The following is a 23,380-nucleotide window of genomic DNA, read 5'->3' as shown; positions in this document are numbered from 1 at the left end:
CAGCGCGCGGCCCGCGGCATCGCGGGCACCCACCACCCTCCAGGCTCAGGCCCGCGCAGCGCGCGGGTGGGGAGCCCCTTCACCCGAAAGATCTGCATGACCACCGACATCCTGCGCGACTTCGAGCGCGTCTCCTCCGACCTGGTGCGCCAGGCTGCCGAATTCCAGGCCGCCATCCTGGCCGACGTGAACGGCCGCCGCGGCGCGCTGCACGGCCGCATCGCCGCGCTGCGTCCGCGCATGAAGCTGGCCGGCCCCGCGTTGACGGTGGAAGTGCGCCCGGGCGACAACCTGATGATCCATGCGGCGATGGCGCTCGCCAAACCCGGCGACGTGCTGGTCATCGACGGCAAGGGCGACCAGACGGCTGCCCTGATGGGCACCATCATGATGACGGCCTGCAAGCAGCTGGGCATCGCCGGCGTGGTCATCGACGGTGCGGTGCGCGACAGCCTCGAGATCGACGAGATGGATTTCCCCGTGTTCTCCGTCGGCACCAACCCGAACGGCCCCACCAAGAACGTGCCGGGCCGCATCGGCCATGCCATCACCTGCGGCGGCGTGACGGTGCGCTCGGGCGACCTCGTGCTGGCGGATGCGGACGGCGTCTTCATCGGCGAGCGCGAGCGCGTCGAAGCCCTGCTGCCCCTGGCGCGCAGGAAGGTGGAGGACGAATCCACGCGCATCGCGCAGATCAGGAAGGGCAACACCAGCGCTTCCTGGCTGCTGCCGGCGCTGCGCGCCGCCGGCGTCCTGAAGGAGGGGGAGTCGCTGTGAGCCAGCGTCGCGCCATCCTGGTCACGGGCGCGGACCTCGCGCCCCAGGCGCTCGCGCTGCTGGAGGACTTCGACGTCGTCTACGCCGGCAAGACGCCGACCGAGCCGGACCTCGTCGCGCTGTGCCGCCGGCACGACCCCGTGGCCATCATCGTGCGCTACGGCAAGGTCGGCGCTGGCGTGATGGACGCTGCGCCTTCGCTGCGCGTGATCTCCAAGCACGGCAGCGGCACCGACACCATCGACAAGGACGCCGCCAAGGCCCGCGGCATCGAGGTGCGCGCCGCCGTGGGCGCCAATGCCGCGGCGGTCGCCGAACAGGCGCTGGCGCTGCTGCTCGCCTGTGCCAAGTCCGTCGTCCAGCTCGATGGCCGCATGCACGCCGGCCACTGGGACAAGGCCACCCACAAGAGCGTGGAGCTGCACGGCCGCACGATCGGCCTCGTCGGCCTCGGTGCCATCGGCCAGCGCTTCGCGCGCATGTGCGATGCGATGGGGATGAAGGTGATCGGCTTCGATCCGTTCGCGCGGGACCTGCCCGACTTCATCCGCCGCGTGGACCTGGCGACGCTCTGGCGCGAGTCGGACGCGATTTCGCTGCACTGCCCGCTCACGCCGGAGAACCGCGCGATGCTCGACGCGCCGACGCTGGCGGCCTGCAAGCGCGGCGTGATCGTGGTGAACACCGCCCGCGGCGGGCTGGTCGACGAAGCCGCGCTGCTGGAGGCCGTGCGTTCGGGCCAGGTGGCGTGCGCCGGCCTGGACAGCTTCGCGGTGGAGCCGATGACGGCCCCGCACCCGTTCCAAGGCCAGCCCAACTTCATCCTGAGCCCGCACATCGGCGGCGTGACCGGCGATGCGTACGTGAACATGGGCGTGGGTGCAGCGAAGAACGTGCTGGCCGTGCTGCACGCCGCCGCCCAGGCCGCCTGACACCGGAGACCGACATGAACCGAATCCTCACGCGCCGCGTGGCGCTCCTTTGCCTGGCCGGCGCCTGCGCGCCGCTGGCGGCACTCGCCGCCGACACCTACCCTTCGCACCCGGTGCGCATCATCGTGCCCTACGCGCCCGGCGGCGCGGTGGACGTGGTGACGCGCAAGATGGCGCAGAAGCTGACCGAGCAGACCGGCCAGACCTTCTTCGTCGAGAACCGCGCCGGGGCCACCGGCACCATCGGCGCGCAGCAGGTGGCCAAGGCCGAAGCCGACGGCTACACGCTGATGGCCAACGACACGACCTACTCGCTGCTGCCGCACATCTTCAGGAAGCTGCCCTTCGACCACGACAAGGACCTGGTCCCCGTGGCGGCCTACGTGTTCGCGCCGATGGCGCTCGCCGTGAATGCGCAGTCCCGCTTCAAGTCGCTCAAGGACCTGGTGGCCGATGCGAAGGCGCAGCCGAACCGGGTCACCTACGGCTCCGGCGGGCCCGGCACGACGCCGCATTTCGCCAGCGAGGCGCTGGGCATCGCCGCGGGCGTCAATCTCATGCACGTGCCCTTCAAGGGCGCGGCGGAGGCGACGCAGGCGGTGCTGTCCAGCACCATCGATTTCCAGATCGCCTCCACGACCGGCCTGATGGGCAACGTGCGGGGCGGCAAGATGCGGCTGCTCGCCGTCAGCGGCGACAAGCGCCTGCAGGCCCTGCCCGAGGTTCCGACCTTCCGCGAAGCCGGTGTGCCCTGGGGCGGCGTGCTGAACTGGACGGGCCTGTGGGCGCCCAAGGGCACGCCCGCGGCCGTCACCGGGCGCCTGCAGAAGGAGATCGCCGCGGCGATGGCCACGCCCGACATGAAGGCGTTCGCCGAAGGCATGGGTGCGGAGCCGCGCCAGGTCGGCGCCGAGGCCTTCGGGAAGATGCTCAAGGAGAGCACCGAGGCCTGGGGCAAAGTGGCATCCCACACCGGTTTCGAACGCCAGTAAGCCCGCCATGATCCTGCTGCAGCCGCCCGTCGTCCGCGAGCTCGAGGTGTTCACGGCCATGCCGGCGGAGTTTCGCCGGACGGGCGTGCGCAGCCACTGGGCCGACGTGAACCAGGGCGGCCGCCTGGCGGACTCCTTCCTGGAGGGGCCGGTGTTCGATGCCGCCGGCAACCTGTACGTCACCGACATCCCCTTCGGCCGCATCTTCCGCATCGACCCTGCCGGCCAGTGGACGCTGGTGGCGCAGTGGGGCGGCGAGCCCAACGGAATGAAGTTCCTGTCCGCCACCGAACTGCTGGTGACGGACTACAAGAACGGCCTGGTGGCGGTGGACATCCGCAGCGGCGCGGTGCGTCCGTTCCTGGAGCGGCGCAACAGCGAGCGCTTCAAGGGCGTGAACGACCTCGTCTTCGATTCGCGCGGCAACCTGTTCTTCACCGACCAGGGCCAGACCGGGCTGCACGACCCGACCGGCCGCGTCTACCGCCTCGCGCCCGATGGCCGGCTGGACCTGCTGCTGTCCAACGTGCCGAGCCCCAACGGGATCGTGCTGGCCAACGACGAGCGCTTCCTGTTCGTGGCCGCGACGCGGGGCAACTGCGTCTGGCGCATGCCATTGCTGCCCGACGGAAGCGTGTCCAAGGCCGGCCAGTTCTTCACGTCCTACGGGCCCAGCGGCCCGGACGGGCTGGCGATGGACGAAGCCGGCAACTTGCTCGTCGCCAATCCGGGCCTCGGCTACGTGTGGGTGTTGAACCGTTTCGCCGAGCCCGAGGTGGTGCTGCGCGGCCCGCGGGGTGCCTCGGTGACGAATCTCGCCTTCGGCGGCGCGGACCGCAGGACGCTGTATTGCACCGATTCGACCCACGGGACCATCCTCGTGGCCCGCATGGAAGTGGCGGGCCAGGCGCTGCGCACCGTCCCTCAGTGAGCTCGCATCGAGCGTCGGCGACCGTGCCGACCGAAGCCACTCCGTTGCGGTCGGCACGCTGCAGGACCAGTCCGTGTCTGTGTCCGGCTCAGCGACATCAAGGAGGAGGCGCGGGCGCGGCGCCCGCACGAGCCACGGTCCTCATCCGCGCCGGGGGACAGTCGCTGTGACGGACACAGACACGGGCTGGTCCGGCCCGGGCGGCGCGACGTCCACCGGTGAGGAACCTTTCCTTTCGGGCCCTCGCCAGTACCATGGGGGCCACTCGAGGAGACCCGGATGCACCGACGCGTACTCGTTCTGCTCCTGCTGATCGCAGGGTTCACCGCCGCTCGCGCCCAGGACTGGCCGCTGGCGACCCCCGAATCGCAGGGGATGGACTCGGCGGCTCTCGCGGCGCTGGTGGACTACGGCGGCAAGGTGAGCATGGACAGCCTGGTCGTCGTGCGCAACGGGCGGCTGGTCGCCGAGGCCTACTACGCGCCGTATCGAGCGCCGATGAAGCACCGGGTCAACTCGGCGACCAAGGCAGTGATCGGGATGCTCACCGGCATCGCCATCGCGCGCGGCGAGATGCCGCCGCCGAGCGCATCGCTCGCGGAGCTGTTTCCGCGCGCAGCGAACGCCACCGACCCGCGATGGAAAGAGATCACGCTGCAGCACCTGCTGGACATGACGTCGGGCATCGCCTGGACCGAACCGCTCTCCGATGCCATCCCGCTGACCGCGGTGGAAATGGAGCGCAGCCGCAACTGGGAGGATTTCATCCTTGCGCGGGCGATCGCGCAAAGCCCGGGCGCCTCGTTCGACTACAACAGCGGCAATCCGCACCTGCTGTCCATCGCGTTGGCGCGGCGCACCGGCATGCCGACGGAGGCCTATGCGCGCAAGGTGCTGTTCGAACCCCTGGGCATCACCGACTTGCGCTGGCGCAAGGATCCGCAGGGCGTGGCGATCGGCGGGTACGGCCTGTACCTGCAGACGCGGGACATGGCACGCCTCGGGCAGCTGTACTTGCAGCACGGCGCCTGGAACGGCCGCCAGGTCGTCCCGCGCGCATGGACGGACCGCGCGTTCGCCGCCGGCGTCGACATGCGCATTCCGGGCCTGCGCTACGCCGATTTCTGGTGGAGCGTTCCGCAGCGGGGCGCCACCATGATGGTGGGCTTCAACCGCCAGGTGGTGCTGGTGCTGCCGGACCTGCAGGTCGTGGCCGCGATGACCGGCCGCGCCAACTATCCGCTGGAGGACATGATCGCGCACGTCCGGCGCGCCGCGCGCTCCGCCGAGGCCCTGCCGGAGGACCCGCTGGCACAGGCCGCGCTGCGGGAGAAGATCCGGCTCGCCGCGGTGGCGCCGCCCCCGGGCATCGCTGGCGACACCAAGGCGAGCGCCCTGCGGGCCGCCTACCGTCTCGACGACAACCCGATGGGCGTGCGTGAGATCGGCTTCGACTTCACCGTGGCGCCGCCGATGTACCGCATGCTGATGCGTTCGCGCGACCTCGTCGCCCCGGTGGGCCTCGCCGGCGAATTCGCGGAGGGGGACGACGGCGGCACGCCGATCTTCACGCGCGCGGCTTGGCAGGACGCCCGCACGCTGCACGTGGAACAGCGCTGGCCCGAGGAGGGGACCTCCGTTCGCTACGTGCTGAAGTTCGACGGCGACGACCTGGAAATCGCGCGCACCAATGAGCGCGGCGTGCGCAGCGTGGTGAAGGCGCGGCGGGCGGCGGCCGAGTAGAGCTTCGCTCCCCGCGCAGCGGAACGCTGCGACTCCGGCTGTCGATGCCCGAGCCCGGCACGCGATGCCGCGTCCGGCCCCCGAGACAGCAGGCGCCCGGGATAATCCCCCCGTGTGCAGCAATTACCAACCGGTCACGCGCAAGGACCGGCTCCTGAGCTTCTTCGGCGTGGAGCGCGAGCGGGACGACGCGTCGGTGGACACCTGGCCCACGGGGCTGGCGCCGTTCATCCGGCTGGCGGAGGAGGGCTCGGGCCACCGCCGCATCGTGCAGGACGGCGTCTTCGGCCTGCTGCCCGCCTTCGCGAAGGAGCTGGCCTTCGGGCGCCGCACGTACAACGCGCGCAGCGAAACGGTGCACCAGTTGCCGAGCTTCCGGGACAGCTGGCGCAACGGCTGGCGCTGCATCGTCCCGGCGGAAGTCATCTACGAGCCCTTCTACGCGCACGACGCGGCCAAGGGGCAGCGCTGGGCGATCTACCAGCCCGGGGCCGTGCCCATGGGCATCGCCGGCATCTACACGAAGTGGAGGCATCCCGCGGGCCACGAGCTGTTCTCGTTCGCGATGCTCACCGTCAACGCCGACGAGCATCCGTTCTACCGGCGCTTCCACCGCCCGGGCGACGAGAAGCGCATGCCGATCATCCTGGCGCCCGAGGATTACGACGCGTGGCTGGCCTGTCCGGTGAAGGAGGCCCCCAGGTTCTTCCAGGCCTGGACGGGAGAACTGCAGGCGGAAGCGGCGCCCCTGCCGCCCCGCGCGCCGCCGGCGAGCAGCGTGCGCACGACGCGCCCGCGCCCACCGGAGCAGGGCGGGCTCTTCTAGCCTGGTGCGCTCCCCGCGGGCTCACGGTTCCTGCCTACTCGTTGGGCAGGTTGCGGTCCTTGCGGAACAGCGGGCGCAGTGCCACGAACACGGCCACGGCCGCGACGGCGGCACCGGCCATCACGTTCCAGAACTGCCACAGCGCGAACGCGACGGCCGACAGCACGATGGCCAGGCTCAGGTGCTTCTCCCATGGGCGCTTCATGCGGTCTCGACTCTCCGTGGTGGAACGTGCCGGCAGGCGCGCTCCCTGGAACGCGCCGGTGATGCACCGAGTATCCACTCTCGGCGGCCGACGCGCGCAATCGGCACTCAAGGCGGCCCGACCTGCAGCCACTCCAGCGAACGAGGGTGCCCTGGCACGGTGACGGGCAGGATGCGGTGCGCCAGCCGCAGCCCGTGATCGGAATTGGCGAACCACACCACCGCGTCGCCCGTGCGGCGGTCGGCCATCACGAACGACCGGAAGCCGGGGATGTTGCCCCAGTGGAAGAAGCAGTCCTGCGCGGGCTCGATCCCCCATCCGAGTCCCCAGGCGACGTCTTCCTGCAGCGCCGCATCCGCGTTCAGCACCTCGTCGACGCCCTCGCGCGCCTGGACCGCCGGGGTGAGCCAGCAAGCGTGCATTGCCGGCGAAAGGCCCTGGCCTTGCAGCACGGCCTGCACGAAGCGCGCGTAGTCCGTTGCGGTCGTGAGCAAGGACCAGGAAGCGGCCGCGCAGGCGGGACGCCGCTTGGCCAGGGGCCGGCCCTCCAGGTCGTGCCCCTGCGCGTGGTTCGTCTCGAAGCGCTGCTCCCACCGGAGGCTGGAGTCGGGCATGCCGAAGACCGTGAAGACGCGTTCGCAGGCGAGATCCTCCAGCGCCCGGCCGGTCCGGATCTCCATCGCGCGCTGCAGCCAGGCGAAGGCGCTGCTGCCGTAGTTGAACCGCGCTCCCGGCGGAAAGTAGGTCTTGAGGGGCGTCTCGTCGCTCACGATGTTCGGCAGGCCGCTGGTGTGCGTGAGCACATGCCGCGCGGTGATCGCCTGCGCGCGCGCATCGCCGTGCACATAGTCGCCGCCGATCGTATGCAGGGGCGCATCGAGGTCCAGGCGCTCCTCGTCGACGAGTTGCAGGGCGATCAACGACACCACGGGCTTGGTGAGCGAAGCCGCCTCGAACACCGTGTGGGCATCGACCGGCGCGCTGTCGTGGCTGCCGCGGATGCCCATGGCATGCACACAGGCGAGTTCGCCGTGGTGCAGGGCGGCCAGGGACAGGCCGGGGATTCCCGCGAGGACCAGCGGATCGCGCAGGATGTCTTGCAGGGCTTGCATGGGCGGGGCTCGGCGGCTCGCGAAAACGGATGCGCCAGTTTGCCTGCAGTCTGCATCGGCGTCGCAGCGACGGGACCTGGCGCGGGAAGGTTGCCGGGAACCCCACTCCCTTCCTTGGGGGATGAAGGCCCGCGGCCACGAGCCTATAAGCCCAACTCTGCATGCCCGCTTGCGGGCGAACCGACAACAAGCACCGACGCGATGCCTTCCAACCTTCCTGACCGTCCTGCCGCCATCCGCACCCGGCCGGACCTCGCCCCGCGATCTTCGACCGCGAGTGCGGCCGCGCGCAGGGGCGTCCGGCCGCTCGTGACCGCGGTGCTGCTGGCCGCGCTCGGTGGCTGCGGCACGATCCCCTTTCACAGCGAGATCCGCGACAGGCAGGGCCAGGCGGCCAGGGCGGCCTGGTCCGAGGTGGACGTCAAGGGCCAGATCCAGGCCGCGCGGGACAGGCAGGCGGTGCTCGTCCAGCGCGAGCTGGAGGTCGTCGACAAGCTCGCGTCCGCCCGCCGCGAAGTGCTCTCCCGCGGCATGGCGGTGGGCGGCACCGTCGAGGCCGACCTCGTCCAACCCACGCAGACGGCGCTCACGAAGCTGGCTGGCTCCCCGGCGCTTGCGCAAGCCTGGACCGACGCATGGCGCAAGGAACGGATCGCGCAGCGCAAGGTGCAGGACGTCGCCCAGGAATTCTCGGACGTCGCCCTGGAGATGCCGCCTTGCAGCGACATCGTCGACGAGGACCGCGCCGCGCTGGAGCCCCTGAGGAAGGCGGTCGACAACGGGGGCCACCGCGGCAGCGTGGTCAGGCAGGCGCTGGGCGCCGCGCGCACGGTGTGCGCCAGCGCCGATCGATCGGCCACCTCCCAGGTGCAGGTCGGCGGCGACATCGCGGGCACGGTCCTGGAGCTTCGCGCGACGACATCGGCGCTGGAGTCCGAGCGCAGCAGGACGCTGAATGCGCGCAATGCGTACAAGGTCGCCCTCGCTGCCCACCAGCAGGCAGCGGACGAAATCGCGCGCAGCGGCCAGCCCGAGGCACGACAGAAACTCCTCGATGCGGTCGCAGATGCGAAGAAGGCCGTCGACGCGCTGAACCAGGCCAGCGACGCGTTCTCGCAGAAGTTCCTCTCCGAGCAGCGGCAGGACTCCATCGATCGCTTCCTGGCGGCGCTGGCCGGGAGCGAGCCGGGCAAGGCGCCCCCGGAAGGAACGAGCAAGTCCGCCGTGGCGCTCCTCCTGCTGGCGGATTTCGTGGACAGCACCAGGCAGGCGCTGGCGAACGCGAAGACGCCCGGCCTCGCCGCGCTCGTCCTGCAGAAGGACCTGGAGAAGATCAAGTTCGATGCCGCCTCGCGCGAGGTGGCGGCACTGGAAGCCAGGGCCGCGAACCGGCAGGAGAAGCTGGCCCTGCAGGCCAGGCAGGCCAGCCAGTTCCTGAACGCGATGGGCGGTTTCGACGCCGGCGACAAGCGCTTTCATCCGCTCACCCTCGACGCCGCACTGGGCGAAGTCGCGGAGCCCAAACTCGGCACGCCGCCCAAGCCCGAGGAACTCGCCGCGCGGGTGCAGTACCGCGCGCTGCGCAACGGGCAGAACACGCTGCTGCGCGCCGCGGCGCTGTACCTGGACGCGGAAAGCCGGATCCACGCGGAGATCCGCAAGACCGACACCCGCGTGCGCGCCCTCGAGCACGAACGCGCCCTCGCCGCGGCAGAGGCCAACGTGGCGCAGTGGCAGGCACTCATCACGAGCGGTGTCGGGCAGCTGGCCGACTTCGGGAGCTCGGGGATCCGGGCAGAGCGGGTCACGGCCTTGATCAACAGCCTGACCCTCCTGTGGATCGGGGCGGGAGTGAACTGATGAAACTGGTCCTCACCCTTTGCGCGGCGCCGCTCCTGGCTGCCTGCGCCACACCGTCGGTGGTGCTGGAGCAGGCCCGGCACACGGCAGGACTGGCCGGCCAGCTGGAACTGGAGCTGAAGGAGTTCAACCGCGTGCAGGCCGTTGCTGCCGACGCGCGCTTGCGCTCCATCGCCCGCCAGGAAGCCAACATCCAGCTGGTTGCCGGCCAGGGCCGGATCGCGCAAGCCGCGCGGGCGGCGAACGGCGACACGGGCGTCGCGAAGCTGCAGTCGCGGCTGGTGGCCGTGACGACCGTCACTGCGGAGGTCGACATGGACACGGCGGGCGCCGCCAGGCGTCTCGACACCGAGCTCGAGGCGCTGCTCGTGCCGCTGCCTTCCAGCAGCGACAAGCTCCTCGCGGCGCAGAAGGCCGTCGCGCAGATGGGTGTGGAACTCTCGCCGGGCGAGCGCCTTGCCGAAACCAGGGCTTTCGTGAAGACCATCAGGGAGTCGGTGGAAGCCAACAGGAAGAAGATCGACGAGGCCGAGGCCGCGGCTGCCGCCGCGGAAAAGGCCAATCCCTGACGACAGGAGCATGCTGATGGCGACGGCCCCGGACGACTACGTCACGAATTACCTGCAGGCGCGCGGCGCCCTGCTGGACGCGGAAGCGCGACTGCAGGACATGAGCGGCGACCTGAGCCTCGACGAAACCGAACAGAGCCGGGCGCAGTTCGCCCTGTTGCAGATGACGGAGCAGATCGCGGACCTGGACGCCGCCCACACCGTGGCCAAGGCCAGCTACCAGCCGGGCGTGAATCCTCCGTCGCAGGAACTGGTGGACAGGTCGCTGGACCTCGCCACGCGCCTCGGCCGGAAGATCGCGCGGGCCAGGCGGGCGGAAGCCATCCTGGAGGCCGTGATCCAGTTGACCGACGCCTGGAAGAAGGTGACGGCCTGAGCGCTTGCGCGCCCCGGCCTCAGGGTGAAGGCGTGGCGATGGTGCCGGCGCGCGCCGACGTGGTGGCGGGCGGGCGCGCCGCGGGATCGGTGACGTCCCAGGAGCCGAACACCTCGCGTGGCGGGCGCGTCTCGGGCAGGACGTAGACCACCGCCCCGATCTTGCGCACCGTCGGACTCAGCACCTGCTCGTAGAAGTTCACCGGCAGGTTGATGCAGCCGTAGGAAATGCGCCGCACCTTCGGGTCGGGGGAGGCGAGCCGCTCCGGCCGGCGCTGCGCCGGAAAGGTCGTGATCACGCGGTGCATGGCGACCGCCGCGCCGTAGTCGAGCCAGACGACGTCCACGCCGGTGTCGTCTTCTCCCGGTTGCGCGACGAAGCGGCCGGCGGGGGTGGTCCGCTCGTGCTCCGGTATGTCCGACAGCGGCTTTTCGCCGACGCCGGGCGGGGTGTCGTCGCCGATGGTCAGGCCCAGCAGTGCCGGCGCGGTTGCGACGAGCTTGCCGTGCGGGTCGAAGGCATAGACGGTGGCTTCCTTCTTGTCCAGGACCACGACGGCGCGGCCCTGGTTGTCGCGGGTGAAGAAGGCCCAGTTGGCCACCTCCCGCACGCCGTCGGAGACGGTGCGACCGCCGAAATTCGGCAGTCGACCGGGTTGCGCCGCCGGCGCCGTGCTCGCCGGCACAGGCGTTTCGTGCGACGCCTGCGCCCGCGCGGGAAGCGCCGCCAGCGGCGATGCGGCGAGCGCGACCAGCGCGGCGGCCACCGCGGCGCGGAGGACTGGGGGATGGTGGGGACGGACGTTCATCTTCTCTTCATGGCTGGCCCGGCAACAGGCCGACCGTGGCAGCTTAGGCGCTGCGCCGCGCGCGCAGGCCTCCCGGGTGCAGTGCCTCGGGGTAGGACAGCGCCTCGCACGGGCTCGTCCGGCCCGTGCCTTCAGGTGCCGCAGAAGGTCTGGTAGCAGGCCGTCACCGCCGCCGGCGCGGGCTGCGCATACGGCTCGTGCTCCGGCTTCTCCTCGTACGGATCCCGGAGCGCGGACAGCAGGCGTTCGAAGGGTGCGAGGTCATCGCTTTCCGAGGCGGCGGCCAGCGCTTCCTCGACGCGGTGGTTGCGCGGAATGATCCACGGGTTGACGCCGCGCATGCGCTGCGCGCGCTGCTCCGGCGCCAGCGGCGCCTCGCTCGCGCACCGTGCCCGCCAGCGCGCCAGCCACTGTTGCAGCGCCGGCGTGTCCGCGATCAGCGCCTGCAGGGGGCGCTCGTCGCCCGCGGCGGCGTCGGCCAGCCGGCGCCAGCCCAGGGTGAAGTCCACGCCGTTCGCGTGCAGCAGGACCAGCCAGTCGTTCGCCAGAGCCGCATCGGCCGCGTCCTCCTCGCCGGGCGCATCGGCCAGGCCGAGCTTGGCGCGCTGGCCGCGCAGCAGCGCGGCCTCGAACAGCCCGGGGAAGGCGTCGATCACCGCGGTGGCTTCGGCCACCACGCGTTCGGCAGCGGCTTCGCCCTCGTCTTCCACCACCAGCGGCAACAAGGTCTCCGCGAACCGCGCCAGGTTCCAGCGCGCGATCAGCGGCTGGTTGCCGTAGGCGTAGCGTCCCTGGTGGTCGATGGAGCTGAAGACCGCCCGCGGGTCGTAGGCTTCCATGAAGGCGCACGGTCCGTAGTCGATGGTCTCGCCGGAGATCGTCATGTTGTCGGTGTTCATCACGCCATGGATGAAGCCGACGTTCATCCACTGCGCCACCAGCGCCGCCTGGCGCTGCGCCACCCGCTGCAGCAAGGCGAGGTAGCGGCCCGGCGCCCCCGCCAGGTCGGGGTCGTGGCGGGCGATCGCGTAGTCGGCCAGCTGCCGCAGCTTGGCCTGCTCGCCGCGCGCCGCGAAGAACTGGAAGGTGCCCACGCGCAGGTGGCTCGCCGCCACGCGGGCGAGTACCGCGCCGGGCAGCAGCTTTTCGCGGACCACGGGTTCGCCGGTGCTCGCCACGGCCAGCGCGCGCGTGGTCGGGATGCCCAGCGCATGCATGGCTTCGCCGATCAGCACTTCGCGCAGCATGGGCCCCACGGCCGCCTTGCCGTCGCCGCCGCGCGAGAACGGCGTGCGGCCCGAGCCCTTGAAGGCGATGTCGCGCCGCTGGCCCTGCCGGTCGACGACTTCGCCCAGCAGCAAGGCACGGCCATCGCCCAGTTGCGGGGAGAAGCCGCCGAACTGGTGGCCCGCGTAGGCCTGCGCCAGCGGCTCGGCGCCATCGGGCACGGTGTTGCCGGCGAAGATGGCCGCGCCCGCGTCGCTGCGCAAGGCAGCCGGGTCGAGTCCGAGCTCTTCGGCGAGCGGGGCGTTCAGGAACAGCAGGCGCGGCGAGGGAACCTCGGCCGGCTTCCACGGCACGTAGAGGCCCGGCAGGTCGCGGGCGTAGCTGTTGTCGAAGCGGAACAGGGGGGAGCCGGAAGGGTGCATGGTGCGAGTGTGGCGACAAGCGCGTCCTGCATTGTGAGCAAAAGTCGACGGTCGCCCTGCGGCATGCGCCGATGCCCGGCTGCCACCGCGCGCGGGCGCCTTGCCCTATCCTGCCTGTTCCATCCCTTCAAGGAAAGGCAGGCCATGCAGGAAAAGTCTTCCGACACGCATCCGCTGAGCGATCTCGCGTACGACTGGATCACCCTGGTCCAGAACAAGGCGCAGGCCCTGATGGCCTACGACCAGTACATCAAGGATGCCGAGGCCGCCAACTCCCCGGAGTGCGCGGCGTTCTTCCGCAAGGTGCACGACGCCGACAAGGCGCAGCTCGCCGAGGCGAAGCAGCACCTGGTGAAGGTGCTGCAGGGAAAGATGGGGACGCCCTCGAAGTGAGGCGTCAGAAGCGCTCGCCGGGCGCGAGGTAGCGCCACTGGCCGGGCGGAAGGCCCGCCATCGGCACCCGGCCGATGCGGATGCGCTTGAGCGCGGTGAGCTTCAGGCCGACCTGCGCGCACATCCACGGCACGATCTCGGGCGAGATGCCCTTCACCGCGAAGCGCAGGCGGGCCTCGCTCTGCCAGCTCACGCGCGCCGGCGGCAGGGCGCGGCCTTCGAACACCAGGCCGTGGCACAGGCGCGGCAGGCCGCCCGGCGCGATCGCGCCGCTCACTTCCGCCACCAGTTCCTGCTCGATGAGGTGCGCGTCCTCGCGCAGCTTGCGCTGGATCCTGCCGTCCTGGCTGAAGACGCACAGGCCCTCGGCCGGCGTGGGCAGCGGCAGCAGCACGACGAGGCCGACGCCGTGGCTCCTGGCGCGGCGCACGCCCGAGGCGTCGCCCGACCAGTGCGTCGCGGTGCCCAGCGAGGCCTGCGCTTGCGCGCCGTCCATTCCGGCCGGCTTGTGCAGCAGGAACGTGGCGGGCGTGGGCGGCTGCAGGTTCGCGCGCGCGTCGATCTCGATCTTCTCGTCGGCCACGCGGAACTGCGGCTCCTCGACCACCTTGCCGTCGACGCGGACCCGGCCTTCGGTGATGTACTGCTCCGCTTCGCGCCGCGAGCAGGGCACGAGGGCCGCGACCGCCTTGGACAGGCGCTTCGGTTCTTCGGTCATGCGGGGGAGGGCGCTACGAGGGGCTGCACTGGAATCCCATCATAGCCGCGGGGCGTAGCGCCTTACCTTGGCGCGGGCGCGTCGGCTGCCGGCGCCGCCGAGGCGCGCGTCTCCACGTGCACGCCGCGCACGAGCCCCGCGTGCATGCCCAGGGCCCTCCTGACGAACACGGCCCGCACGCGGTGCCGGAGGGACTGGCGGGACAAGGTGAGGTCGGCGAGCGAGTCCGGCGCGTGCGTCAGGCGCTGCAGGCCGTGCGGCGTGACCAGGAAGGTGTCGGAGTGCCGGTAGCCGCCGACGCCGGTCTGGTACAGCCCCGGCTCGATGGAGACCACCATGTCCGCTTCGAGCACGTCGGTGCTGCCTTCGGCGATCCACGGCGGCTCGTGGTTGCCCAGGCCGAACCCGTGCCCGGCGCGGTGCAGGCGCAAGGCGGGCGCCCAGCCCTTCTCGGCGAGGAAGTGGTTCACCGCGGCATCGATGTCGTGGCAGGAAGCGCCGGGGCGCGCGAGGTGCAGCGCCACCTCGCGTGCCGAGCGCATCAGCTCGAACCGTTCGCGTTCCTCGGAGGACGGCGCGGCGGTGAAGAACGTGCGTTCGCATTCGGCCGCGTAGCCGTTCACGCGCGTGAGCGCCAGCGCCACGTGCGGCCCGCGTTCGAGCTTCATGCGCGCGCCCGGCACCGAATGCGGCTCGGAGGACAGCGGCGCGGGCCAGGGCGCGACGATCGATTTCGTCGCCAGCGGGTCGAGGTCGGGCACTTCCCGCAGCATCTTGCGCTGCAGCCCGCCGGTGGCCGCGAACGCTTCCGCCACCGTCGCACCGTAGTAGCAGGCGTCCAGCAGCTTCATCAGCGCCCAGTCCGCATATTTGGCGGCGCAGCGGATGCGCTCGATTTCCCAGCGCGTCTTGACGCGGCGGATCGGCCCCAGCACGTCGGCGGCCTTGCCGCGCGAGCGCACGAACAGTTCCGCGATCTCGAACGGGGCGCCGGGCTCGAACAGGAAGCGCGCATCGAGCAGGGGCGCCACGCGGTCCGCCCAGCCTTCGCCGGCGGGCGCGGGGTATTCGCGGTACACGTGGATGCCGGCAGGCTTGACGCCCCAGGCCTTGTGCAGGTGCGTGCGTTCCAGCAGCGGCACCAGCAGCCGGTAGTCGGGCCACTCGGCATCGACGAACAGGAACACCGGCCGCTCCAGGGGCTCGCAGGTGGCGCCGGTGAGGTAGTAGATCGCGTCCTGCGAGGTGAGGACCAGCCTTCGCACGCCCAGCGCATGCAGGCTTTGCTGCACGGCGGCGCGCCGGCGCGCGAACTCGTCGCCGGCTTCCTCGGGCCACATGGAATGCATTGTTCTGCTCCCCTTGCTGCGGGCTCCATGCTAGGCCTCGCGGCCCGAGGAAGGAAGAGCTGTTTGCGTAAGCCTTTCGGGTCAGCGCCGCTCCAGCCCCGCTTCAGCGGCGCGAATGCTGCAGGAAGAAGCGGAGCATTTGTCCCGTGGCGTCCGGCCCGCCCGGATCCGTGAACGATCCCTGGTGGCTGCCGCCCGACCAGGCGTGGCCGCTGCCGTGCACGACCCAGTGCTCGGCCAGTGCCTGGCCCTCGGGCGAGCGGTGCACGCGCCGGGTGTAGCCCCGGCCGCTCCCGGCGCGCTGGCGGTCCACTTCCGGTTCGCTGCGCGCACCGCCGACGCTGCCGGTGATCACGTGCTCGCCGTTGGCGGGGTGCACGGTGGCGTCGGCGTCGCCGTGGAAGACGATCGTGGGCGCGCCCGGTGTGCTGTTCGCGGCAGCGGCGCCGGAGCGCATCGCGGCCAGCGCCGAAGGCAGGTCCTTGGCCGAGCCCGCGGCCAGCCCGGAGTGCACGCCCACGGCCGCGAAGACGTCCGGATAGGTTTCGCCGAGGATCGCGGCCATGGCGCCCCCCGCGGACAGGCCGGCCACGTACACGCGCCGCGGGTCGATGCCATGGCGTGCGATCACGTCGCGCGTCATCGCCGCGAGCAGCGCCGGCTCGCCGCGTCCGCGCTGCTGGTGGCTGTGCTTGAACCAGTTCCAGCAGCGTTGCGGATTGGCCTGCTGCGACTGCGCCGGATAGAGCACGAAGAAGCCTTGCGCGCGCGCGGCCTCGTTCATCCGCGTGCCCCGGGCGAAGTCGTCGGGGTCCTGCGTGCAGCCATGCAGCATCACCACCAGCGGCAGGGGGCGGTCACCGGCCTGGGGCGGGACATAGAGCTTGTACTGGCGCTGCATGCGGCCGTCGGAGAACTCGCCGGCGATGAACGAATCGGCGGGCTGCGGTTGCGGTTGCGGTTGCGACTGCTGCTGCGGCTGCGGCTCGAACCCGGGTCCGTCGAGCTTTTCCTGCGGCGTCGCAGGAGCGTCGACCTCGCGCGCCTGCACGTCGATGACGATGTCGCCCGCGCCCGGCGGCATGCCCGGTGCGGCTGCGGCCGTTGCGGTCTTTCCATTCAGGGCGGCCTGGATCGCCGCGGTGGCGGCGCGCAGGTCGCCCGAGCGCACCAGTGCGGTGGCGTCGTTCATGAGGCGTTCGAATTCGGGGTGCATGCGTTCCTTCTGGGGCAGCTCAGTGGCTGCGTCGGGCGAGGGCCGCCTTGACGGCGGGGCTGGCGTGCAGCGCACCCAGGACATGGAGGGAGGAGATGGTCGCCAGCGCCAGTTCGGGCGTGACGGCGGGATCGATGGTCGCGAGGCCCAGCACGCGCACCTCGATCGTCTTGCCCGCCGCCTCGAGGGCCTGGAGGTCGGCCTTGCTCAGGTGGAGCACGCCGAGCGACAGCGTCTTGCGCGCGGCGGCCTGCCGCACGGCTTCGCCGTGCAGCGCGAGCTGGTTGCGGATCGCGGTGCGGATGACATCGGTGCGGTTGGCGTAGAAGCCTTCCTGCACCAGCAGGTCGATCTGGCCGAGGTCGACGCAGCCGAGGTTGATGGTGATCTTCTCTTCCTGCGGCTTGGCGGCCGGGGTGGCGGACTTCGTGCTGGGGCGGGGCATGGGTGCATCGTACACCATCCACTTGGATGGTGCTTGGAGGATCGCGTCGCCGCGCCGAGCGCCGCAGGTCCCGCGCTCACTCTTGCGTGGAGCGTCGGCCTGGCGGCGTCCGCTGGCGGGTCGAGGGCGCGGTCCTGGCCCGCGCGCGCAGCGCTGCGTCCAGCGCGAGCCTCGCCCACGGCTGCATCAGGCGCGGCGAATCCATCGCTTCCGGCGGCACGGTAAGGAAGCCCAGGGCCTGCCGCCTGCCGCGCGCGGTGTATTCGAAGGGGCTGCAGCCGGCGGCCTGGAAGCTCGCCCGGGTTTCCTCGTCCACCTTGAGGTACAGGGTTTCGCCGGCAATGATCGCGACGAAGACGTCGTCCACGTACAGGCCCCAGCCGCCGAACATGCGCCGGCAGCGGACCTCGCCCAGCGGCGCGAGCAACTCGGCGCAGTAAGTCGCGAATCCCGCCTGGGCAGCCATGCGCCAGTGTAGGTGCGGCGCCGCACGGGAGCGCGCCGGCGCGCCATCCTTGGTCCAGGCTGACCTCCAAATGGGGGATTGCGGTCGAGCTGGCCTTATGATGCGTGATGCCTGTGAGTCGCAAGTCCGCGCTTCGGATCCTCCTGTTGTCCGCGTTGGCGATGGTGATCGCCACCCTCGTCGTGCCTTATGCGGTCGTGGAGGACCTGTTCAAGCGGTTCGGCTGGCTCGGGAACGCGGTGGACTTCCTCGACACGGTGGCGCCGGGCCTGGAGGTGAGCCACCTGCTGTCCTTCGGTGCGCTCGGGTTCCTGGCGCGTTTCAGCTGGCCGAAGGCCCGCGCGCGCAACGTCGCGATCGCGGTGGTCACGGTCGCCGTGGTAGTCGAATTCGTGCAGATCTGGGTGCCTGGCCGGCAAGCGGCCGTGTCCCACGCCATCCTGGAGTCGCTGGGCGGTCTCGCGGGCTTCGGCATCGCCTGGGTGCTGACCTATGCGTGGGGCAGCAGCAGCCTGCCGGAGGACTACCAGGCCTCCACCCAGTGGAACGCCGGCAACTCCGACCATTGACCGTGGCCGGCCCGCGTCGCGCCGGGGAACACGGCCCGGTGCGCTAGAGTCGCGCGATGCACTGGCTGCGTTCCCGCATCGACCGCCATCCCCGGCTCGCCCTCATCCTGGGCAAGGCCATCTTCCTTGCCGGCAGCATCCTGATCGTGGGCGCGGTGTTCGCGCGGTCGGGGCTGGTCGCCGTCAATACCGAACGGGCCGCGGCCGGGCAGCCGGCCGTGCGCACCCTCGCCGAGGCGTATCCGCAATACCCCACGTGGATCGTGCCGGAGGGGCCCGTCGGCTATTCCATCGCCGCGGCGCTGGTGCTGGCCGGCATGGCGCTGACGGTGCTGGCGGAGCAGGCCGCCAGGCGCGGCATGCCGCGGGGCGGTGCGCGTTGAAACCCGTCGCCGTCATCGACTTCGAGACGACCGGCCTGTCCCCCGCGCTCGGCGACCGGGCGACGGAGATCGCCATCGTGCTGCTGCAGGGGACCGAGGTCGTCGGCCGCTTCCAGTCGCTGATGAACGCGGGCGTGCGCATCCCGCCCTTCATCGAGCAGTACACCGGGATCAGCAACGAGATGGTGCGCGCCGCGCCGCCGGCGGCGGACGTCATGGCGGAGGCGGCGTGCTTCGTGCAGGGCCTGCCTCTGGTGGCCCACAACGCGTCCTTCGACCAGCGCTTCTGGGCCGCGGAGCTCGCCCGGCTGGGCGCGGACGCGCGCAGCGATCCTCCCTTCGCGTGCACCATGCTGCTGTCGCGCCGGCTGTATCCGCAGGCCGGCAGCTACCGTCTCGGCGCGCTGGCGGCCTTTCACGCGCTGCCGCCGGCAGGGCGGGCCCACCGCGCGCTGGCCGACGCCGAGGTCGCCGCGGCGCTGCTGGCGCGCATCCGCACCGACCTGCAGCGGCACTATGCCGTGGAAGATGCGCCGCACGAATTGCTGGTGAAGCTGCAGCGCTGCCCGCGCAAGGCCCTGCCCAAGGCGATCCAGGGCTGGTTCGATGGCTTGCCGGCCAATACTGTCGAGTTGAAACAACACTGAGCGGCCTGCCTGGGTACGACCAAGGTGCCGAAGCCGGTGACGCGCCGGTGCCGCAGCTGTAAGCAGTTGGAACTGTCTCTCCCCTGGCCGGGTTTCGACAGTTAACCTTCGCTCCGCGTCGACTCCTCGGGTTCAATCTCCTGCAATTTTGAATCTCTCGATGCTTCGGGCCCCGGACCTCCGGGGCCTTACTTTTTGCGCCTCGGCCCTGTCAGCGAACGATGCCGTACCGGGCCAGCAGCTCGGGCACCATCGCATCGAACAGGGCGCGCAGGTCGGCCTCGACGCGCTCGAAGCCGCCGGCGCCGCAATAGTCGTCGTAGCTGCGCCCCACCGCCCGCCGGTTCGACAGAAGCGTTTCGTACGAATACGCGGGCGGGATCGGCCACCCGCTCGGCTCGAACTCGTAACCGACGCGATGCTCCGGGACCACCGCGAAGACCTCGTCGCCCAGCGGCTCCCGCGCGAGCGTCGCGTAGACGCGGGCCCGCACGGCGGCCTCCAGGCAGAAGCGCTTGCCGCGCGGATCCGGCAGCCAGGGTTGCGACGGGTGGCAGGAAGCGACGGCCAGGCGCTGCACGTCCAGGGCGAGGAGGTGGCGATAACGCACGGCGGCCTCCGCCGCGACGAGTGGCTGCGGCGCGCCAGCCGGTGCGCTCTCCGATCCACCGGCCATGCGCCGCAGCGCGGCGGCCAGGCTGTCGCGCGCGACGGTGTCCGCGCGCTGGTCCCAGATGCGCTGCAGGCACTGCGCCTTGTCCTCCAGGTGCTTGCCATGGATCGCCACCGTGGCGCCGGCGAAGGCGGTGGCGGGCAGCGCCACGACGACCGCCAGGGGTCCCAGGGGGGCCAGGGCGACCAGCATCTGCGCTCCCACCGCAACGGGAACCACCCGTTCGGCCCGCGCCTGGGCGAGGAAGTCGTGGACGCTGCGTACCGCCGGCGCGTCGCCCGCCATCAACAGCGTTTCCGACGCGGCCAGCCGGGGAAGCGGCGGGCTTCTCGCGAGGCTGCCCCGCGCGATCCCGTGCCCGCCCGATGCGGCCAGGACGAGTCCGGCCGCCGGCAGTTCGTCGGCCACGGTCGCCGCCTCGGGACATAGCGCCTCGAACCACCAGGCCGGCTCGCAGGCATAGGACAGGGACCCGAGCGAGAGCGCCGGCGCGGACGCGTTCACCTGGAACCGGTAGCGGTCCAGGAGGATGCGCGGCGGCACGCCCTGGCCCGCATAGCCCGCGACCACGAAGTGGTACGCGCCCGGTGCCAGGCGCCAGGCCCTCCAGCCTTGCGCGGCCAGCGCGGGGGCCAGGGGATCGCTGTCGATGCGGTGCAGGGCCTCCGCCCGGTCGACGTTCGCGATCCAGGTCGAAAGGGCCTTGGGCTGCGCGGCGGCCACGCCATGCAGGGTCTGGTGCAGGCGCAGCAGCACCAGCACGCTGCCGGCGTCGGCGGCAGGCGCGGCGCCGACCGGCTCGAACGGCACCGCGGTCCCGGGCCGGGGCGGCGTGGCGCACCCGGCCAGGACCGCGAGCGCGGCCATCGACGCCAGCAAGACGCGGGGTCCTGGCATGCGCAGGATTGTCCGGCCGCCCCGGCCGCCCTCCTTGCGCCGCATCAAGCAGGCGGCCGCGTGCCGGACTGCAACGCCATGGAAAACGCCCGGACAGGCCGGGCGTTCCCACTCTGAAGGGCAGCGTTCGAGCGCTGCCCGCGACGACCTCTCCTCGTCCTATTTCTTGCCGATGTGCGCCACGCCGCCGAAGCTGCCGACCCACAGGCTGCCGTCCGCGCCGGTGTCCATCGAGAACACCGCGTTGGAGAACAGGCCGTCGGCGGTGGTCAGGGGAGCGCTGAACTTGTCGTCCTTGAACTTGGTCACGCCGGCATTGGTGCCGATGTACAGGTCACCGTCCTTCGACTGGTGCAGCATGAACACGTGGTTGCCCGGCAAGCCGTCCTTGACCGTGTAGTTGCGGAACTGCTTGCCGTCGAAGTGGGCGAGGCCGCCGCCCCAGGTGCCGGCCCACACCGTGCCGTCCTTGGCCGCCACCAGCGAGACGATGTAGTTCGGGTTGTAGGCGGTGTCGATGCCCTGCAGACCCATTTCCTGCTTCTGGCGGGCGTGGTGGCTGGAGACCTTGGAGGGATCGTTCTTGAAGGCGAGGTCGTCCTTCACCAGCTCGTAGGGCGCGCCCTGGCCCTTGGCATGGTTCCAGTTGTCCCACTTGCCGTCCACCCAGCGCGCCAGGCCGCCTTCGGTGGCCAGCCACACGATGCCGTCCTTGCCTTCGGCCAGGCCGTACACCCAGTCGTTGGGCAGGCCGCCCTTGGTGGAGGCGACGGTGTGCAGTTCCCACTTCGAGCGGTCCTTCAGGTTGCCCCCCTTGATGCGGTTCACGCCCGACCAGGTCGCGATCCAGACGTCGCCGTTCTTGGCCTTGAGCACGTCGTAGACGAAGGCGTCGCCCAGGCCGTCGGGGATGTTGAAGGTCTCCCACTTGCCGGTCTTCTCGTCCAGCAGCGACAGGCCGCCGCCGTAGGTGCCCACGGCCAGCTTGCCGTCCAGGCGGCTGATGTGGAACACGCCGTTGGACAGCAGGCCCGCGCGCGTGTCGAACAGCTTGTACTGGTCGGTCTTGGTGTCGTAGCGGATCACGCCGCCGGAAGTGCCGACCCACACCACGTTGTCCTCGGTGAGGATGTCCTTGACGTTGCGGTTGCCGACGCGGAAGTGCACGAACTTCGCGGCCGGGTCGATCTGGACCTTGCCCTCCGTCGGCGGGGCACCGCCTTCGGCCACCGGCGGATGGCCCGCGGGCGCCTGGATGTTGCCGGCGGGCGTGCCCTCCGGCGCACCGCCCATGGCCTTGGCGCCGGCGGGGGCCGTCTGGGCCGTGCCCGGGTTGCCGGCGCTGCGGCCGAGGGTGTACGCGCCGGCGATCACGCCGCCCAGGGCGATGACCAGCACCGCGATCGTCTTGTGTCCGAACTGCATGGGAGCTCCTGATCTGTCTGTGTTCTGTGGGTCGGGGCCTAGCGGCCGATGCGGGCAACGCCCTTGCGGGTGCCGGCCCAGACCTCGCCGGACGGAGTCACGGCGAGCGCGTAAACGTTCTCTTCCAGCAGGCCTTCCTTGCGGCCGAAGTTCTGCCAGTTCCTGCCATCCCAGCGCGAGACGCCGCGGTTCGTGCCGAACCACATGGTGCCGTCCCTGGTCTGCGCGATCGAATAGACGATGTTGCCCGCCAGGCCGTCCTTCGAATTCATGTTCGTCCACTTCTTGCCGTCGAACTTCGCGACGCCGCCGCCCCAGGTGCCGGCCCACACGTTGTCCTGCGGATCGACGTGGATCGAGAACGTGTAGTTCGGGTTGTAGGTCGGCTTGCCCTCGTTCATGGTCGCGAGGTCGTGGCGCGAGCGCGTACCCAGGCCCGTGTTGGTGGAGAAGGGCAGCTGGTCGGTGTTGGGCGCGCCCAGGCCGTCCTTGTGGGTCCAGCTTTTCCAGGTCTTGCCGTCGAACATCGACACGCCGCCTTCGGTGCCGAACCACACGCGGTCCTTGGCGTCGACGCCGAGGCCGTAGACCCATTCGTTGATCAGTTCGCGCACGTAGGTCGTGAACTTGCCGGTCTTGGGATCGACCTTGCTCGTGCCGGCCCAGGTGCCGATCCACAGCGTGCCGTCCTTCTGGTTGGCGAAGCAGTAGACCCAGTAGTCGGCCAGGCCGTGCATCGGGAAGAAGGTCTTCCACTGGCCGTCCTTGTAGCGCGAGACGCCGCCGGCATTGGTGCCGAACCACTTGTTGCCCGCATGGTCCACGCCGACCGAGAACACGTATTCGTTGGCCAGGCCTTCCTTGCGGGTGAAGGTGCTGACCGGCTTCAGGGTCTTGAGGTCGACTTCGTGCACGCCCGAGGAGGTGCCGACCCACATCACGTTGCGCTTTTCCTCCAGCTTGAGCGCGCGCACGTAGACGCCTTCGCCCACCTCGAAGGAGTCGAGCACGCGCCAGCCCTTGCCGGCGGCCTTGCCGTTGTCGGCGGGTTGCTGCGCGAAGGCGGCCGTGCCGGCCAGCAGCGCGAGGGACAGCGCCGCGCGCCGGGAGATCGTTCTTGTCATCAGCTCAAGGTCCTCAGGTAGGCCACCACATCCAGGATTTCCTGGTCCCGGAGGATGCCGAAAAAGCCGGGCATGCTGCCCTTGCCGTTCTTGATCGCCGGCAGGATCTGCATGTCGGGCCGCATCAGCGTCTCCATCCGGCGGAAATCGGGCGCGCCCGGCATCACGGGGCTGCCGTTGGCGCCGTGGCAGATCGCGCAGTGGGTCGTGTAGAGCGTGGCGCCGCGGTGGATGTCGGCGGCGACCGCGGGCCCTGCGCACAGGGCCAGGAAGGCGGCTGCCGCGGCCATTCCCG

The 23,380-nt window shown here is 70.8% G+C and carries 26 protein-coding genes; 13 read left to right on the top strand and 13 right to left on the bottom strand.

The features are described from left to right. The first annotated feature begins 96 nt into the window (after positions 1–96). The 6 genes from WG923_RS10410 (at position 97) to WG923_RS10385 (ending at position 6,201) form a co-directional block, all read left to right on the top strand. Positions 97–777, top strand: a complete 681-nt coding sequence (locus WG923_RS10410; RefSeq protein ID WP_340350885.1) for an RraA family protein — start codon at positions 97–99, stop codon at positions 775–777. Then, on the top strand, positions 774–1,709 hold the full coding sequence (locus tag WG923_RS10405; protein ID WP_340350884.1) for an NAD(P)-dependent oxidoreductase: 936 nt from the start codon (positions 774–776) through the stop codon (positions 1,707–1,709). Before WG923_RS10410 ends, WG923_RS10405 begins: the two co-directional genes overlap by 4 nt. Before the next feature lie 14 nt (positions 1,710–1,723). After that, positions 1,724–2,701 (top strand): Bug family tripartite tricarboxylate transporter substrate binding protein, encoded by a 978-nt coding sequence (locus WG923_RS10400; RefSeq protein ID WP_340350883.1) that lies wholly within the window; start codon positions 1,724–1,726, stop codon positions 2,699–2,701. Positions 2,702–2,708: 7 nt separating this feature from the next. Then, a complete protein-coding gene (locus WG923_RS10395) occupies positions 2,709–3,632 on the top strand; it encodes an SMP-30/gluconolactonase/LRE family protein (RefSeq protein WP_340350882.1) in 924 nt (307 codons plus the stop codon). A 279-nt stretch (positions 3,633–3,911) separates the two neighbouring features. After that, positions 3,912–5,375, top strand: a complete 1,464-nt coding sequence (locus WG923_RS10390) for a serine hydrolase domain-containing protein (protein ID WP_340350881.1) — start codon at positions 3,912–3,914, stop codon at positions 5,373–5,375. A 112-nt stretch (positions 5,376–5,487) separates the two neighbouring features. Then, positions 5,488–6,201 carry an SOS response-associated peptidase gene (locus tag WG923_RS10385; RefSeq protein WP_340350880.1) on the top strand — a complete coding sequence of 238 codons (714 nt, stop codon included), beginning with the start codon at positions 5,488–5,490 and terminating at the stop codon, positions 6,199–6,201. A 34-nt stretch (positions 6,202–6,235) separates the two neighbouring features. Here WG923_RS10385 and WG923_RS10380 read toward each other — a convergent pair whose 3' ends face one another. Together WG923_RS10380 and WG923_RS10375 are read right to left on the bottom strand one after the other, a co-directional pair. Continuing rightward, on the bottom strand, positions 6,236–6,406 hold the full coding sequence (locus WG923_RS10380) for a hypothetical protein (RefSeq protein WP_340350879.1): 171 nt from the start codon (positions 6,404–6,406) through the stop codon (positions 6,236–6,238). Positions 6,407–6,513: 107 nt separating this feature from the next. Next, positions 6,514–7,518 (bottom strand): serine hydrolase domain-containing protein, encoded by a 1,005-nt coding sequence (locus tag WG923_RS10375; RefSeq protein WP_340350878.1) that lies wholly within the window; start codon positions 7,516–7,518, stop codon positions 6,514–6,516. A 201-nt stretch (positions 7,519–7,719) separates the two neighbouring features. On the opposite strand from WG923_RS10375, the gene WG923_RS10370 reads away from it, so the two are divergent. Genes WG923_RS10370 through WG923_RS10360 form a run of 3 tightly spaced genes read left to right on the top strand, consistent with a single transcriptional unit; the run spans position 7,720 to position 10,323 of the window. Next, a complete protein-coding gene (locus WG923_RS10370) occupies positions 7,720–9,378 on the top strand; it encodes a hypothetical protein (RefSeq protein ID WP_340350877.1) in 1,659 nt (552 codons plus the stop codon). Beyond that, positions 9,378–9,947, top strand: a complete 570-nt coding sequence (locus WG923_RS10365) for a hypothetical protein (protein WP_340350876.1) — start codon at positions 9,378–9,380, stop codon at positions 9,945–9,947. Before WG923_RS10370 ends, WG923_RS10365 begins: the two co-directional genes overlap by 1 nt. Positions 9,948–9,963: 16 nt before the next feature. Beyond that, positions 9,964–10,323 carry a hypothetical protein gene (locus WG923_RS10360; protein ID WP_340350875.1) on the top strand — a complete coding sequence of 120 codons (360 nt, stop codon included), beginning with the start codon at positions 9,964–9,966 and terminating at the stop codon, positions 10,321–10,323. A 19-nt stretch (positions 10,324–10,342) separates the two neighbouring features. Here WG923_RS10360 and WG923_RS10355 read toward each other — a convergent pair whose 3' ends face one another. Further along, a complete protein-coding gene (locus WG923_RS10355) occupies positions 10,343–11,131 on the bottom strand; it encodes a L,D-transpeptidase (protein ID WP_340350874.1) in 789 nt (262 codons plus the stop codon). Positions 11,132–11,262: 131 nt separating this feature from the next. Beyond that, the gene (locus WG923_RS10350) at positions 11,263–12,780 is read right to left on the bottom strand and encodes a protein adenylyltransferase SelO (protein ID WP_340350873.1); all 1,518 of its coding nucleotides are present in this window, start codon (positions 12,778–12,780) and stop codon (positions 11,263–11,265) included. A gap of 144 nt (positions 12,781–12,924) precedes the next feature. Between WG923_RS10350 and WG923_RS10345 the strand changes: the two genes are divergently transcribed. Next, positions 12,925–13,173 (top strand): hypothetical protein, encoded by a 249-nt coding sequence (locus WG923_RS10345; RefSeq protein WP_340350872.1) that lies wholly within the window; start codon positions 12,925–12,927, stop codon positions 13,171–13,173. 4 nt (positions 13,174–13,177) lie between these two features. Here WG923_RS10345 and WG923_RS10340 read toward each other — a convergent pair whose 3' ends face one another. The 5 genes from WG923_RS10340 to WG923_RS10320 all read right to left on the bottom strand — a co-directional run bounded on the left by WG923_RS10340 (position 13,178) and on the right by WG923_RS10320 (position 17,367). Next, entirely contained in the window at positions 13,178–13,891 is a 714-nt protein-coding gene (locus WG923_RS10340) for an RNA pseudouridine synthase (protein WP_340350871.1), read from the bottom strand. 62 nt (positions 13,892–13,953) lie between these two features. Further along, complete coding sequence (locus tag WG923_RS10335) at positions 13,954–15,240, bottom strand: M24 family metallopeptidase (protein WP_340350870.1); 1,287 nt, start codon at positions 15,238–15,240, stop codon at positions 13,954–13,956. Between the two features lie 103 nt (positions 15,241–15,343). Next, positions 15,344–16,456 carry an extracellular catalytic domain type 1 short-chain-length polyhydroxyalkanoate depolymerase gene (locus WG923_RS10330; protein ID WP_340350869.1) on the bottom strand — a complete coding sequence of 371 codons (1,113 nt, stop codon included), beginning with the start codon at positions 16,454–16,456 and terminating at the stop codon, positions 15,344–15,346. Between the two features lie 19 nt (positions 16,457–16,475). After that, on the bottom strand, positions 16,476–16,901 hold the full coding sequence (locus WG923_RS10325) for a CopG family transcriptional regulator (protein ID WP_340350868.1): 426 nt from the start codon (positions 16,899–16,901) through the stop codon (positions 16,476–16,478). A gap of 76 nt (positions 16,902–16,977) precedes the next feature. Next, entirely contained in the window at positions 16,978–17,367 is a 390-nt protein-coding gene (locus tag WG923_RS10320) for a TfoX/Sxy family protein (RefSeq protein WP_340350867.1), read from the bottom strand. A gap of 146 nt (positions 17,368–17,513) precedes the next feature. Between WG923_RS10320 and WG923_RS10315 the strand changes: the two genes are divergently transcribed. The 3 genes from WG923_RS10315 to WG923_RS10305 are packed head-to-tail and all read left to right on the top strand — an operon-like array spanning position 17,514 to position 18,966. Further along, the gene (locus tag WG923_RS10315) at positions 17,514–17,936 is read left to right on the top strand and encodes a VanZ family protein (RefSeq protein ID WP_340350866.1); all 423 of its coding nucleotides are present in this window, start codon (positions 17,514–17,516) and stop codon (positions 17,934–17,936) included. 56 nt (positions 17,937–17,992) lie between these two features. After that, positions 17,993–18,319: a hypothetical protein gene (locus WG923_RS10310; protein ID WP_340350865.1), complete on the top strand. Its 327-nt coding sequence runs from the start codon at positions 17,993–17,995 to the stop codon at positions 18,317–18,319. Continuing rightward, on the top strand, positions 18,316–18,966 hold the full coding sequence (locus tag WG923_RS10305) for a 3'-5' exonuclease (protein ID WP_340350864.1): 651 nt from the start codon (positions 18,316–18,318) through the stop codon (positions 18,964–18,966). The genes WG923_RS10310 and WG923_RS10305 overlap by 4 nt, the downstream gene beginning before the upstream one ends. A gap of 211 nt (positions 18,967–19,177) precedes the next feature. On the opposite strand, the gene WG923_RS10300 is transcribed toward WG923_RS10305, so the two are convergent. The 4 genes from WG923_RS10300 to WG923_RS10285 all read right to left on the bottom strand — a co-directional run bounded on the left by WG923_RS10300 (position 19,178) and on the right by WG923_RS10285 (position 23,375). Beyond that, positions 19,178–20,536 carry a hypothetical protein gene (locus WG923_RS10300; protein ID WP_340350863.1) on the bottom strand — a complete coding sequence of 453 codons (1,359 nt, stop codon included), beginning with the start codon at positions 20,534–20,536 and terminating at the stop codon, positions 19,178–19,180. 159 nt (positions 20,537–20,695) lie between these two features. Continuing rightward, positions 20,696–21,961: a ligand-binding sensor domain-containing protein gene (locus WG923_RS10295; RefSeq protein WP_340350862.1), complete on the bottom strand. Its 1,266-nt coding sequence runs from the start codon at positions 21,959–21,961 to the stop codon at positions 20,696–20,698. Positions 21,962–21,999: 38 nt separating this feature from the next. Continuing rightward, complete coding sequence (locus WG923_RS10290) at positions 22,000–23,085, bottom strand: ligand-binding sensor domain-containing protein (RefSeq protein WP_340350861.1); 1,086 nt, start codon at positions 23,083–23,085, stop codon at positions 22,000–22,002. After that, positions 23,085–23,375, bottom strand: coding sequence for a c-type cytochrome (locus tag WG923_RS10285; RefSeq protein WP_340350860.1), 291 nt, complete (start codon positions 23,373–23,375; stop codon positions 23,085–23,087). Before WG923_RS10285 ends, WG923_RS10290 begins: the two co-directional genes overlap by 1 nt. Positions 23,376–23,380: the final 5 nt, after the last annotated feature.

Source organism: Ramlibacter sp. AN1133 (genome assembly GCF_037890035.1).
In the GTDB taxonomy this organism is placed as follows: Bacteria; Pseudomonadota; Gammaproteobacteria; order Burkholderiales; family Burkholderiaceae_C; genus Ramlibacter.
This window is presented reverse-complemented; position numbering and strand designations above follow the sequence as displayed.